The following is a 13239-nucleotide window of genomic DNA, read 5'->3' as shown; positions in this document are numbered from 1 at the left end:
CATGGCCGCACTGCAGGAATCGGTGTCGAAGGCCAGGGCGTCCCGTGGTGACGACGCCGGGCCTGCCGAAGTGCACGAGCTGCCGAAGCCGAAGAAGAAGGCGGCCGCGAAGAAGCAGCCGGCCAAGAAGACCGTGGCGAAGAAGACGACTGGACGCCGTCCGAGGAGCAGTGCCTGAGGTGCGGCCGGACCGGATCCTAGCGGGGACCGCTTGGGTGCCCGAGTGCTTGGTCCGGCCAGCAGTGCGGGCAGGGGGGAACGCCTTCAGCGAGCGTCCGGAGCGCGGTCCTGGTCGACGCCGCGGCTTCGTCTGCCCGCGTTCCAGCAGCCACCGGCGTGGACATACGCCGAGGGCGACTCCTCGCCGCCCTGGACGACGGAGATCCCGCGCAGCATGCCCACCCTGGTGACGCCCTTGTTCACCGGAGACTGGACCGACGAAGGCACATCGCCCGCGGCCCTCCCGTAAGACATGCAGAGGGCCCGGTCCCTTGACGTGGAGCGTCAGCTGGCCCGTGTCACTGCGGCGTGCAGTTCGCGTACGCCGCTGGTGCGCGGGTGTCGTTCGGCGAGTTCGGAGACGATGTGTCGGATCGCGGGCCGGTCGCGGACCTCACCGGGGCTGGCCCTATAGGCGTCCAGGAGTGCGCGGGTGGTCTGTTCGGGCCGTTGCCAGGCCCACCAGGCACGCGCCATGTCAGTGCCCAGGCGGGCCTTGCGCTCGGCGGTCGGGAACTGCTCGGGCCGCAGGTTCTTTCCGGCGTCCAGGGCGGCGCCGGCGTCGCCGAGTGCCCCATGCACGCCCACCGCATACAGGTCGACGCCGGCCGGGCTGATCACGAACAGCCGGCCGGGTGGAGCGACCTGGGGCAGGCGGCGGGCGGCGCGGCGGGCCTCATCGGTCATCGCCAGGGCCTCGCTGCGCTGCCCGGCTCGGGCGGCGGTGTAGGCCAGGGCGCAGAGCATCTGCGCGTAGGCGGCGGCCGCCGCCTCGGTGCGCAGGCTGCTCGCCTCCAGGCCGTCGGTTGCCGAGGACATCAGGCGCTGAGCGGCGCCGTGTTGGTCCTGGTGGCGCAGCACGATGGCCAGTTCCCGTGCTGCGGCCGCGGCTGCGAGCGGGGAGCCGGAGATCTCGGCCCAGGTGCGGGCACGGTCCGCGGAGAGCCGGGCGCGGTCGTGGGAGCCGAGCTTGATGAGCACGGCGGAGGCGAGGCTGTACACGGCGGACAGCCGGGCCTGGTCGAGGTTGCGGCGGGAGGCAACGGCGTGGTGCGCGTCGGCGATGAGGCCGGGCAGGGCGGCAGGAGCCGTGCGTGCGCACCCTGGTCTTAAAGTGCGCGGGCGCCCCTCAGGCGGCCGTCCAGCGGTGGATATCGATCATGAGGCCGTCGGTGGTCGCCGCGGTCTGCTGCACCGGCTTCTGCCTGCTGCCACTGGCAACACCGTGACCGGAGAGGGTGCCGACCGATACCCGGCGAACCAGGAAAAGAGCCTGAAAGGCATGAATCATGTCACACGAATTTTGGTTCAATGTTCAACCGAACGGGAGTAATGTCGCTCCCGCCCCACAACCCCGGGGCATTGCCCGGGCCCTACAGGGCCACGGTGCACATCAAGGAGAAAGTCCATGAATCACGCATTCGGACGCCGCGCCGTCACCACGGCCGTTACTCTCGCCGCAGCAGCCGGCACGTTGCTGGCCGTGGGCACCACCGCCTCGGCTGCTGCGAATCCTCCCGCCGGCCATGCCGTTGTCTCTCACACCGCAGACGCCGCACCGCACGCGGACCGCCGTACAGAGCGGAATGACCACGGCGGCGTAGCGGACTTGAGCGAGCGGAGTAGGTACGACCGCCGCCACGACGGAAACGAGTACCGCGGGGACCACCGCGGCGATCGGCGCTTCGAGGGACCCCGCCACCGGGAGCGGGAAGCCCGGGTGTGGTACAGCAGCAAGCACGGTCACCACCACCACTATGACGGTCACCGCCTCTACCGGTGGGACCACGGCATGTGGATCGTCGTGATCAGCGACAGCCACGGCTTCGACGGCAGTGTCTTCCGCTGACCCCACAAATGGCGAGCGCCGGTTCCGGGCACGCGTCACTATCGCCCGGTCCGGTGCGCCCCGATCCTGAAACGCGTCGAAACCATGACCACTTGCATTGACCGCATGCTCGACATGGAACTCGAGACCTTTCCGGGCGTGCGGATAGTCGTGCCCACCCATCTGCTCTACAGATCGCAGGACCCGCTCGCGGTTCAACTCCTCTTCCACGACAGCGTCCAGGGCCTAATCCCGTGGGTGTTCGCGCGCGACCTTCTCGCCGAAGGGACCCGGGCTCCGACCGGAACCGGCGACGTGCGCATCTGGCCCACAGGAACCGGCGCCGAGGCGCTCGTACACCTCCTGCTGTCGTCCCCGCACGGGTCCGCCCACCTCATGGCCTCGCTCCCGGAGGTCGAGCAGTGGGTGCGCTCGACATACCGGCTCGTGCCGACTACTGAAGAGACCCAGGCCCTGGATCTCGACACCCACCTCGCTCGATTCCTCAACGGGACACCGTGAGCCCCTCGGGCGGTCATGAAGCCCGCGTCAGGTTCTGGGCCCGCCGGACGGGCCGGCCTTGAAAGCACCTGTGATCGTTCGCCCGTGACGAGCATGCATCCGGCACCAAGTCCGCTCACTCCAACCCGTCTTCATCCAGCACTTGTCGGGCTGCGAGTCCCTCCGAACGGGAACCGCCCGACCGAAAAGGCGGCGACGCCAGCCCGTACACAAGCACCCCGCATTTCGTACAGAGCTGTGCCTGCAGCCCACACCTGCCGGCACAGCTCCTCATCATCCCTCTGACGATCGGACCGCCAGGCCCTTCAAGCCCGAGCAACTGCACTTGCGTCCAGCAGATCCGCGGCGAACCACACCGACCCCGCGTGGCTGCCGCGCACCTGACAGGCGCTCACCTCCGGTGCCGAACCGCCCCCGTCCCCCTCGGCGCGACGTCTCAGGCCCCGGCAGGAGGCCTTGGCGTGCCCTGAAAAGGGGGCACGCACAGGCAATGGCCGACCCTCCCGACGCCACGGCGGCCACATCCCGGCGGCCACCAACTCGGTGACAGGAAAACGGATCTACCCCCCATCTACCGGCGTATGCGCCGCCGGGCACGCCGACAGGGCCACCCCGTTGGTGGCGCGACCATGCACGCCAGGCGGAAGCAGAGGGAGGTAGGCCCATGCAGGCGGCGCCGGAGCGAAGGGCCGCGGCGCCTCCGAAGGGCGCACCGCCGGGATGCCTAACCCGCACGATATGGTCCAGGCCACGGCTTTCCCCGGGCGTGAGAAGTCCGCCCATAGCCTTCAGGGCCGGATGCCGCGCCTGGGCATGGACAGGCGCGACGATCGTGCAGCGCAGCGCCTCCTGTGCCGGCGGATCGGGCGCCGGTGTTCCACGCAGCCGGATGGTGCTGTCAGAGACGGTCGACCCCGCTGACGCCGAAGGGGCTCGCGACGGTGACCGACGCCAGTGCCGGGCCCCCACGCCGGGGCGTTACACGCTCAGTCGCCGGTGGCGGCGTGTGCGTCAGGCCGGCGCGGGGGCCGCACGCGGTCAGCGGCAGGAATCTGGGCCGGAAGGCGGGGGCGCACCAACGCCGTAGCCCGCCCGTCCGTGACGGCTTACCGACCGTGGCCGCCGACGGACACGAACATGGCCAACTGGTCGCTGATCCAGGGGTCGAACATGGCCAGCTGGTCGGCGACCCAGGAGTCAGGGCGGTCGTGCGCTCCCCGCGGCTGACCGGCGCACCCGGAGCCGTTGTTCCGGTCTTGGTGACCGGGGAGGTTTTGGCTGTCGTCGGCGACCGCCTTGATGTGCCCGTCCGCCTGGAACGGGGCGGCAGTCGCGGAACCACCGGCCGCCCACAGGGCACCCCCGATGAGCGCCGCGGAGACGCCCGCACGCGCAACACGCGACATGATCTTCTTCATGATCTTTCCTCCTTGGGCAGCCCGGCGGCCTGGTCACTGCGAACGGTGGAACCCGCCGGTGCCACTGCGCTAGAGAACATACGCACCCGCCGCATGGTTGAACAATAAACTATCTCCGTGAGACAAAACACGCGCTCGGGGAGGAGCGGACAGATCGCGGCGTAGCCTCTCGCGTGCCGTTCCAGCCTGACCCGGCCCGCGATCGCCCATGCCGGGCCGCCCGCCATGCAGCCCTGCACTCCGGCGCGCCGCCCGCCGCGGGGGGCAATCCTGGCGGTTACCACCCCCCGTTTTGGACCGTGGTCGGCGTCACGGCCAAAAAGGGCAAACGATGCCACTATCGATGTCGTGCAAGATTCAACGATCTTTGTGGAGCGTACGGCGCTGACGGTCACCGCACCGGTACGCGCCCTCGCCCGCCGGTTCCGAGGCAAGCGCGCCGATCATGTGGTGCACGGGGTCAAGACGGTCATCGCGGCCCTGCTGACCTGGGGAGTCGTCGCCCCGTGGGTCCCTCAGAACCAGCCTTACCTCGCCGTCGCAACAGCCGTGCTCATGGTCAATGCCTCCACGGTGTACGAGTCGGTGAGGAAAGCGGCGCAGAGCGTAGGGGCGAGGATCGCCGGTCTGATCATCGCCCTCGCGGCCGCGCGGCTTCTCGGACCGACCGCGGGCGCCGTCACGGTCATCGCTCTCATCGCGGTCCTGGCCGGTCCCCGCCGCACCGCCGACGACCGTCTCCAGATCGCTTCTACGGCGGTGATCGCATTGACCGCCACCGCCACCGATCCCATGGGCCACCTCTTTTACCCCGTACTGCAGACGCTCACCGGCGCGGTCGCGGGCATCGCGGTGAACGCCCTGGTGCTGCCTCCGCTGTATCTGAACGACTCCGACTCCGCTCTGCGTGACCTCGCCGATGCTTTGGGTTCACTGCTGCACGACATGGGATCCGGCCTCGCCCGGCGACAGCTCTCCTTGAAGGGCTACGGCTGGCTGCACCAGGCCCGCGCCCTGGACAAGCGGCTCACGCACGCGGAGCAGCAGATACAGCAGGCCGACGAGAGCCTGCGCTGGAACACGCGCTGCGTCGCGCACACGCGACGCAGGAACACGGCGCACACGGAGAGCGATGCGTTCAAGGTGCTGCGCGGCATAGCGATCCAGGTCCGCGGAATCGCCCGCACCCTGGCCGACAGCGCCCACGACGGGCACGCCGATCACCATCTGGGGCAACAGTTCCTCGACCGGTACTCCCAGGCCCTGCACCTGGCCGCCGCGGCCGTCCAGGGGTCCGTCGAAACCCACCTGATCGCAGACACCTCCGACGCCTCCCCTCGCGAACGGCTGCGGACAGCGATCGAGGAGACCCTCACCTGGCACCATGCCATCACCGACATGGTCGGCTTGGGACGACTCACCAAACCAGGCGCATGGCACGTCTACGGCTCACTCATGACAGACCTGGAAAGGCTGCTGAGCGACCTGGACCACGCACACAAGCACTGACCCAGCCCGCCCCGGATGGCAGCCCCGGGCCACGTGCTCCCCACCACCCAGACGTCAATGCAGAGGACGGGCGCGGCGCGGTGGGCATCGGTGGCACGACAACAGCCGGCAGCCCGCGCGAAGCGCAAGCTGGAGGTCGCAGCGTAGACGCGTCGGTCATGTCTCTCCCAGCAGCCGTTGCATGGGGGCGAGGTCCTCGTCGACCATCTTGCGATGTGCACGATGTCCGCATGCGCGCAGCAGGCGGCTGAAGTCGGCGGCGGCAGCGGTGATGCGTTCTCCCGGGCGCCTGTCCGGGTGACGAAGTCGCTGGTCGCGGCGTAGGCGGGCCGGGGCGAGACGATCGCGTGCAGGTACGAGAACATTGGCCGCAGGGCATGTTCGAGCACCAGAGAGTGCCGCTCGGTGCCGCCGGTCGAACCGATGAGGATGGGCATGTCCGCCCGGGCCTGTTGCGGCATCACGTCGGTCGACTGGCTCCACGAAGCCGGCATCCACTACATCCAACTGCACGCCAGCGAGACCGGAAAGCCGGTCTACGAAGCTGCGGGCTTCGTCATCGGCCGCTACCCAGGCATGGACCTGATCACGACATCCCCCGCCAGACGACCCCTGATGGAACCGATCAGGGGAAGTTCGGAGATGGGTTCTCAAGCGCCACGTCTTCCCGGGCAACCCCGCCGATCCGGAGGCCGACGGGGAGGCGACGCTGAAAGCCTCGCTGCGCCGGGTGCTGACCTCCGGCGAGACCGATCACATGGCTCTGCAGAGGTACGACGTCCCGGTCGCCGGCGACCGGGAGGTGTTCAAGGAGCGGGGTGGACCGCGATCATGTCCGCAGTTATGTGAACGCTGATCGGCTCCCCCTCTCCGGGTTCACTGTGCCCTCCTGCCTTGGGGCGTGTCCTGTTGATCCGCCTCGACCTGTCGGGCCCTTCAGGGCGGGCAGGGTGGGTCAGGCTTGGCTCCGAGGGCTGATGCGGCGGCGCCGGGTCCGGGCTGTCACGTAGCCGGTCAAGCCGCCGAGGACGATGCACAGCGGGGAGTACAGCAGCAGGTCCCAGTGCCGGAACTCGGCCGGCGCCTCGCCCAGGGCGAAGCCCGAGACGACCAGGCCACCCAGCCCGCGCATCGACAGCACACCGCAGATCGTCCACAGCCCGCTCCGGACCAGGCGCGAGGCAGCCAGACGGTTCGCCGGCCTGGCGCCGGTGACGACGAGCCAGGAGGCCACGCCCAGCAGACCCGCGACGGCCAGCGTCAGAGGGCGGGACGGCAGCTGCGACTCCTCCACCCCCACCACGGCGGCCGCGTACTCGGCCCGCGAGTCCAGCGGCCAGGGGGAGAACACCCACACCGCGTGCAGGGCCCCAGCCGCCAGCAGACCCGCACTCGCCACGGCAGCCGTGGCCCGAACTCCCAGGCCGGCACATGCCGTTGATACAGCGCCCGGCCGTCGTGGCCCCTGCTCACACTCCGCCGGTCCGAGCACCCATGCCACCAGGTTCATCCCGCCACCCCTTCCGAGACAGTTCCGTACACTACTGTACGGATGTTCCGTGCAGTAGTGTACGGAACATGGGAAAGGGCAAAGTCAGCAGGGACGACTGGACGATGGCCGCGTTGCGGGCGCTGGCCCGCGGCGGGGTCGCAGCGGTAGCGGTGGACCGGCTGGCGCGCGAGCTGGGCGTCACGCGCGGCAGCTTCTACTGGCACTTCGCCGACCGGGAGGCCCTGCTGGTGGCAGCCCTGGAGACCTGGGAACTGCGCGCCACCACCGAGGTGGTGGCGGCCGTCCGAGCCCTGGACGACGCCTGGGCCCGGGCCCGCGCCCTGTTCGCGGAGGCCCTGGGCAGCGAGGAGATCGCCGGTCTGGAGCCCGCCCTCGCCACGCAGACCAGCCACCCGGCCATCGCCAAGGTGGTCGCCAGGGTCACCGAGGCCCGACTGGCCTTCCTGGCCGAGGTCTTCACCGACCTGGGCTTCGACCCGCAGGGCGCCCGCCACCGAGCACTCGCCGCCTACGCCGCCTACCTTGGCTGGCTCGAACTGCGCCGGACCGCAGCCACCCTCGCCCCAGAGACACAACTCCACGATCCCGGCTGCTCAGCCGCGCTCGACCACCTGGTCGCCATGATTCTCACGCCGGCCGAGCCGCCCACCCTGGGCGGACCCGCCGACGGTCAACGGGCGCCTGAAGCACGGTCCGCGACGTGGACAACACGCTCCGGCTCCCCTGCATGAGCACTGTCATCTCTCCGGACCAGGCGAATTCGCCCTACGGTCGCAGAGGTACCGACGCACTCAAAGATCCTCATCAGCATGCCGCGCCACCGAGCGTCTTCGCACTCAGAACGGTGCCGTTCCCTCGCCGATGAAAGGCACGGACGTTTCTTCATCGGGCCCGGCCAGAAAGCGGATCCGACGCTCCTGACCGGTCGGCAAACGCAACCGAGCCTCAGCGTCTCTCATCGCGCCCGCCAGCCTCTCCGGAACACGGTGCAGCCGAACGAGCGTCACCCCGCGTGGTCACCGAGCCGCTCCTCTACGGCCGAGCTTCGAAGACAGTCACTCGAGGAAGGGCCGTCGGCTTCGCCGTCCGCTCTCAGCGGACACCATTCGCTCCCGCCTGCGTCTGCAGGGCATCCACCAGTTGAGGGTTGATGCCGAGAGCCAGGAACGCCACGCGCCCGGCACCGCGCCGTTCGATCTCGAATCGGTGGAAAGCCAGGAGGAGCGTCAGGTTGGACATCCACTTCAGCTCGGTCACCTCTGTCCATGCCACCACATGGCGCACTCGGCCAAAGGTGCTGGTGACCACCAGACCGCGCGTGTAGAGGTAGCACCTGCGCAGCCCGAACCTGGCGCTGAGACCGCGCCAGGCCAGCGTGAGACCGAACAGTGAGAGCATCACGGCTCCCGTCGCGATGACGCCCTTTTGGAATCCCGACGAGAGGACGACCAGACAGACCAGCAAGGCGACGAACACCCCTGCCAGGAACCGCCGTGCGAGCTGTGCGAGGGCGCCCCACAGTCCTGCGACGGCGTAACTTCCTCGCTCCTCGCCGAGACCGAGTGCCTCCGCGCGATCCCGCACGGAGGCCTGTCGTCCCTGTTCCGAGCCCATGCTCCCCCTCCACAACGTTCGGCGTCCCGAGTCAAACGCCAGGACCCGGGCCGACACCCCTGGATTCACTTCGTTACGGAGGCATCCTGTCCGTCCGGAGAGCGCAGTCCGCCTGGGTTACCTGGGGCGCGGTAATCGCGGGCAGACGATGCGACGGCTGCCGCAGTCTCGACGCACACCGTGACAGCTCATTCCGTACGTTCCGGTGCTCGACCCGTACGACGGAGGTCCACATGCCCACCACCGCGCCGCCCCCTCTGGGGACCCTGGCCGCTGAACTCGCCGCGCTGCGTGACCGCATGGAGGCGGTGAGCCTGGCGATCCACGCGCGGCCGGAGCTGAAGTTCTCCGAGTTCCACGCCCAGGAGGCGCTGACCCGCTGGCTCACGGAAGCCGGCTTCGCCGTGACGGAGGCGGTGGGCGGGATGGACACCGCGTTCGTGGCCGTGCACGAGGGCAGCCGGCCCGGCCCGTACGTCACCGTCCTGGCGGAGTACGACGCGCTGCCCGGCGTCGGGCACGGCTGCGGGCACAACCTCATCGCAGCCGGGTGCGCCGCGGCCGCGATCGCCGTCGTACGGGCCTTGCCGTCGCACCCGGGAACGGTCGCCGTCATCGGCACGCCCGGCGAGGAGATGGGCGGTGCCGGCAAGGTCCGGCTGGCCGAGGCCGGGGTGTTCGAGGGCGTGGACGCGGCGATGATGTTCCACCCGGCCGACCGCTCCGTCACCACCCAGCACTCGCTGGCCGCGGCGCACCTGCGCGTCGCCTTCACCGGCGTGAGTGCGCACGCCGCGAAGTCACCGTGGGAGGGCCGCAGCGCACTGGCCGCCGCCCAGTTGTTCCTCACCGCCCTCGACGCGCTGCGGCAGTTCGTCCCGCCGACAGCACGCCTGCACGGCGTCGTCACGGACGGCGGGCAAGCCCCGAACGTCGTTCCCGCCCACGCCGCCGTGGAGTTGTACGTGCGGGACCGTACGGCCGTATCGGCCGGGGCCCTGATCGAGCGGGTCCGCGCGGCCGCCGAGGGAGCGGCGCTGGCCACCGGAACCGCGGCCGAGGTGTCAGAGACCGGACCGCTCTACGCGGAGCGCCGCGACAGCACCGTGCTCGCCGAACGGTTCGGGCAGGCCGTGCGCGCACTGGGCCTGGACATCGCGCCCGCCGGTCCGGACAGCCCCGCCGGTTCCTCCGACATCGGCAACCTCTCGCAGCTTCTGCCGGTGATCCACCCGTACATCCAGATCGCCGAGTCGGGTACGCCCGCCCACTCCGAGGCGATGCGTGAGGCGGCGGCGACCTCGCTCGCCCACGACCGCACCGAGATCGCGGCGACCGGTCTGGCCCGCGTGGTCGCCGAACTGCTCACGGACGAGGACCTGATGGCGGCCGTGAGAGCGGAGTTCGCACAGGTGGCTGCGGGAGCCGAGGTGCTGACGTGAGCGGCCCGCGGTCCTACACTTCCCGTCATGCCGGTCGTGATCGTCCTCGAAGGGGCCGCCCCCGACCGCTTCACCGTCACCGTGTCGCCGCTCGCGGAACTGGCAGCATGCCTGCACGTCCTGACAGAACACACCCACCACACCGAACACGCGCCCTGGGCCGAGGAGACCACCCGCGACGCCCCGCCCGCGTTCCGAGCCGGCCTGCGTCGCTTCGCCCCGCTGTGGACGGCGCTGCGTTGGCGTGGCTTCTATCCGGGGCTGAACGCCCCCCTGCCGGAACTGACGACGGATCGGTTCGCCGAACTCACCGCCCATACCTGTGCCAGCGGCTACCGCGGCTTCGACTTCAGCCGCCTGCTCCACGACCCGGCACAGGCTGCCGCGCTGCGCCGGGCGGCCTCCGGTCTGCCGGAACCGCACCCGACCCTCGCCGAAGACCTGCTGCGCGACCCGGAGCAACTGCGCACCGACATCCTCGCCTTCCTCGACATGTGTCGCCGCGTCTTCTTCGCCGACCTGTGGGCGACGACCGAGCCCGCGCTCGCCCGTGCCGCGCACCTCGTGCGGCAGCGGCTCGCGGACGAGGGACCGGAGGCGGCCCTGCTCTCGCTCAGCCCGTCCAGCGCACGGCCGGCCGGTCCGTCGCGGGTCGTCTTCGACAAGGTGCACCACGCGGTGATCAGCCCGGCCCGTACGCCGATCCTGCTCATCCCCACCCGATACGGCGCCCCGCACCTGCTGGTGAAGGACGAACCGGGGCTCCCACCAGTCGTCCACTTCCCGGTGCACGCCCCGGAGATCGGGGTCACCCTGGCCCGCAGCCGCATGCTGGCGCTCACCGATCCTCGCCGGGTTCGGCTGTGCCGGCTCATCGCCCGCCAGGCGATGACCACGGCCGACCTCGCGGACCGGCTGTCGATGACTCGCCCCCAGGTCTCCCGTCACCTTCGCACCCTGCGCGACCTGGGGCTCGTGCGCGTGGAACGCAACGGCCGCTACGTCCACTACGGTCTCGACCTCGCGGCGGTCAAGCGCATCGGCAGGGACGTGGCCACGGCCCTGCAGTACTGAAGGAGGCGGCGGCCTGACGACCCGGTACCCGATCCTCCGCCACCGCGAACTGCGGCCCTGGCTGACGTGGAGCGCGTGGCGAGCGGCGCGCTCCGCTGGTCGCGGGGGCGGGTGAGATCCTCGAAATCGCAACGACGTCACCCAGTTACTGCCTCTGCTGGACATGGTTCCGGCCGTCGCAGGCGTCGTCGGCCGGCCTAGACGCAGACCCGATGCCCTGCTCGCCGATCGCGGTTACGACCACGACAAGTACCGCCGACTCCTGCGGCAGCGCGGCATCCGCCCGGTCATCGCCGAAGGGGGCGTGGAACATGGCTCTGGCCTGGGCGTTTTCCGGTGGGTGGTAGAGCGCACGATCGCCTGGCTGCACGGCTTCCGCCGACTGCGGATCCGCTGGGAGCGACGCGACGACATCCACGAGGCCTTCCTCGGCCTCGCCACCTGCCTGATCACCCACCGACACGTCCGACACCTTTGTTAGGACCTCTTATCGCCGCACAGATGGCCAGGGCGAGTGCGCGGGTGCCCGCCCGCCGGGCGTGGGACACGGATACGTTCCAGAACCGGGATCAACTGCGGCGCGTCACCCCACTGTCCGGGCGTGATCAGGATGGACAGTGGCCGGCATCCGCCGTCACTCGCCAGGTGGATCTTGGTGGTAAGCCCGCCGCGTGAGCGGCCCATCGCCTCGTCAGGCCGGTGCTGCACTGGCCGCCTACGGCGTCCAGGCACCGGTGCCGACCGGTGACGGGCCCCGGCGGCATGCTGGTGGGCACGGCACACGGTGGAATCCACGCTCACAACGCTCCAGTCGATCCGCCCCTCCGCGTCGGCGTCAGCTTGGACAGCTCAAGGATCCGATCTCATGTGCCAGCCGCCGACCAGCGCCGGTGGCGGTCATGCACCGTCTTCCATTTCCCGAACCGCGTAGGCAGGTCTCGTCACGGCGTGCCAGTCCGCTGGCGGAAGAGAATGCCGTTGATGACTACGCGGTGATCCCGCCACCGACCGCCCCGCCCTACATTCTTCGGAAGGTGCGGCTCCAGCCGAGCCCACTCCGCGTCCGTAGGATCACCCCGCCCCACACGGGAGGGAACGATCCACCGCCACGCCAGTCACCGACCCGTCGGACAGGCCCTAGGAGCGAGGTTAGGCGATCACGGGCGTGACCAGCGGATTAACCACCTAGGGCGGGTGCTGGCGGGACTCACTCCGGCGAACCCCGAGCCCCGTGAGTCCCCGCCCGTTCTGGCGCGACAGTGGCATGGCCCTGGGCCCATGCCACGCCTCCTCGATGCGAACCATGGGCGGGGAGGTCGCTGAGGTTTCGTAGGCTCTAGTTAACGATCGTATTGAGGACGACAAACCCCAGATAGAGCGTCAGGAAGGAGAGGCAGATGTAAAAAAGGCGCGGTCTGCCCTCATTTTTCCTGTCAAGTGCAACGAGGGACAGTAATAAGAGCACTACAAAGAGTATATCTGACACTTTGCACCTTTCCCTTTCCCGCTTCTGCTCAACACAGCGAGGTCCGGGGCGTCAGCGTTACAGAGTATGGCCACGCCACTACAGGTGCGGGCGATCGGCGGAGTCTCAATGACCCAGTCAAGCGCGCTGCCCGGATCTTGGAGCACCAGTTTGGAAGACCGCGTATGCGGACGTCGACTGAGTTGGCTGAACGCTGACGTACGACTTCGTTGGCCGTTGGCCGACACTCCCCGAGGTTCCCCTTCTGTCGCCGCACGATCGGGCACGGCTGGGGCACGGAGTGCTGCGACTACCGGGCAGCGGTGCGACGGTAGGCGCATGGACCCTGTGGATGTCGTGGACGCTGGAAGGCGTGGGGAGCGCCGGCCAGATAGTGACTGATGTCGCAGCGGCCGTCAGGGCCTTGTATGGATCTGTGGAACGGTCACGGAGGGCCTTTGGCTCCGACGAGCGAGCATGGGAACACCTGAAGCATGCCGCAGATCAGGTGCGGGATCGCTTGCTCGGAGACGGGCGTGAGGTTCTGGAGCGAGGTCGGCCATGGTCACTGACGTTCGGTGGTGTGTACATTCAGCTCATTCCGCGAGGTCGCACGATCAACTAGGTCGGCCGAG

Annotated in this window: 12 protein-coding genes and 2 pseudogenes; 7 read left to right on the top strand and 7 right to left on the bottom strand. The window is 69.4% G+C overall.

Features of this window, described 5'->3' with window-relative positions:
- Positions 1–197: 197 nt before the first annotated feature.
- The 3 genes from JK361_RS42825 to JK361_RS40000 all read right to left on the bottom strand — a co-directional run bounded on the left by JK361_RS42825 (position 198) and on the right by JK361_RS40000 (position 1510).
- A complete protein-coding gene (locus tag JK361_RS42825) occupies positions 198–344 on the bottom strand; it encodes a DUF6233 domain-containing protein (protein WP_372448790.1) in 147 nt (48 codons plus the stop codon).
- A 160-nt stretch (positions 345–504) separates the two neighbouring features.
- Positions 505–1221, bottom strand: a complete 717-nt coding sequence (locus JK361_RS40005; protein ID WP_372448789.1) for a transcriptional regulator — start codon at positions 1219–1221, stop codon at positions 505–507.
- A gap of 127 nt (positions 1222–1348) precedes the next feature.
- Complete coding sequence (locus tag JK361_RS40000; RefSeq protein ID WP_201828054.1) at positions 1349–1510, bottom strand: hypothetical protein; 162 nt, start codon at positions 1508–1510, stop codon at positions 1349–1351.
- Between the two features lie 117 nt (positions 1511–1627).
- Here JK361_RS40000 and JK361_RS39995 point away from each other — a divergent pair, with 117 nt between their 5' ends.
- Positions 1628–2068 (top strand): hypothetical protein, encoded by a 441-nt coding sequence (locus tag JK361_RS39995; RefSeq protein WP_201828051.1) that lies wholly within the window; start codon positions 1628–1630, stop codon positions 2066–2068.
- 84 nt (positions 2069–2152) lie between these two features.
- Positions 2153–2569, top strand: a complete 417-nt coding sequence (locus JK361_RS39990) for an SsgA family sporulation/cell division regulator (RefSeq protein ID WP_201828049.1) — start codon at positions 2153–2155, stop codon at positions 2567–2569.
- A gap of 1106 nt (positions 2570–3675) precedes the next feature.
- On the opposite strand, the gene JK361_RS39985 is transcribed toward JK361_RS39990, so the two are convergent.
- Complete coding sequence (locus tag JK361_RS39985) at positions 3676–3987, bottom strand: hypothetical protein (RefSeq protein ID WP_201828046.1); 312 nt, start codon at positions 3985–3987, stop codon at positions 3676–3678.
- Between the two features lie 348 nt (positions 3988–4335).
- Here JK361_RS39985 and JK361_RS39980 point away from each other — a divergent pair, with 348 nt between their 5' ends.
- Positions 4336–5496: an FUSC family protein gene (locus JK361_RS39980; protein ID WP_201828043.1), complete on the top strand. Its 1161-nt coding sequence runs from the start codon at positions 4336–4338 to the stop codon at positions 5494–5496.
- Positions 5497–6451: 955 nt separating this feature from the next.
- Here JK361_RS39980 and JK361_RS39970 read toward each other — a convergent pair.
- Positions 6452–6895, bottom strand: coding sequence for a DUF3995 domain-containing protein (locus JK361_RS39970; protein WP_201828037.1), 444 nt, complete (start codon positions 6893–6895; stop codon positions 6452–6454).
- A gap of 179 nt (positions 6896–7074) precedes the next feature.
- Here JK361_RS39970 and JK361_RS39965 point away from each other — a divergent pair, with 179 nt between their 5' ends.
- Entirely contained in the window at positions 7075–7740 is a 666-nt protein-coding gene (locus tag JK361_RS39965; RefSeq protein WP_201828033.1) for a TetR/AcrR family transcriptional regulator, read from the top strand.
- Positions 7741–8101: 361 nt separating this feature from the next.
- Here JK361_RS39965 and JK361_RS39960 read toward each other — a convergent pair whose 3' ends face one another.
- On the bottom strand, positions 8102–8623 hold the full coding sequence (locus tag JK361_RS39960; RefSeq protein WP_201828031.1) for a hypothetical protein: 522 nt from the start codon (positions 8621–8623) through the stop codon (positions 8102–8104).
- Positions 8624–8856: 233 nt separating this feature from the next.
- Between JK361_RS39960 and JK361_RS39955 the strand changes: the two genes are divergently transcribed.
- The 3 genes and pseudogenes from JK361_RS39955 to JK361_RS39945 all read left to right on the top strand — a co-directional run.
- Positions 8857–10065 (top strand): amidohydrolase, encoded by a 1209-nt coding sequence (locus JK361_RS39955; protein WP_201828029.1) that lies wholly within the window; start codon positions 8857–8859, stop codon positions 10063–10065.
- Positions 10066–10092: 27 nt separating this feature from the next.
- A complete protein-coding gene (locus tag JK361_RS39950; protein ID WP_201828025.1) occupies positions 10093–11139 on the top strand; it encodes an ArsR/SmtB family transcription factor in 1047 nt (348 codons plus the stop codon).
- 124 nt (positions 11140–11263) lie between these two features.
- Positions 11264–11620, top strand: a pseudogene (locus JK361_RS39945) (transposase); the annotation flags it as partial.
- 5 nt (positions 11621–11625) lie between these two features.
- Here the strand turns inward: JK361_RS39945 and JK361_RS39940 are convergent.
- Positions 11626–12224 (bottom strand): annotated as a pseudogene (locus JK361_RS39940) (IS5 family transposase); the annotation flags it as partial.
- Positions 12225–13239: the final 1015 nt, after the last annotated feature.

This window comes from Streptomyces musisoli, from assembly GCF_016741855.1.
GTDB classification, from domain to species: Bacteria; Actinomycetota; Actinomycetes; order Streptomycetales; family Streptomycetaceae; genus Streptomyces; species Streptomyces musisoli.
This window is presented reverse-complemented; position numbering and strand designations above follow the sequence as displayed.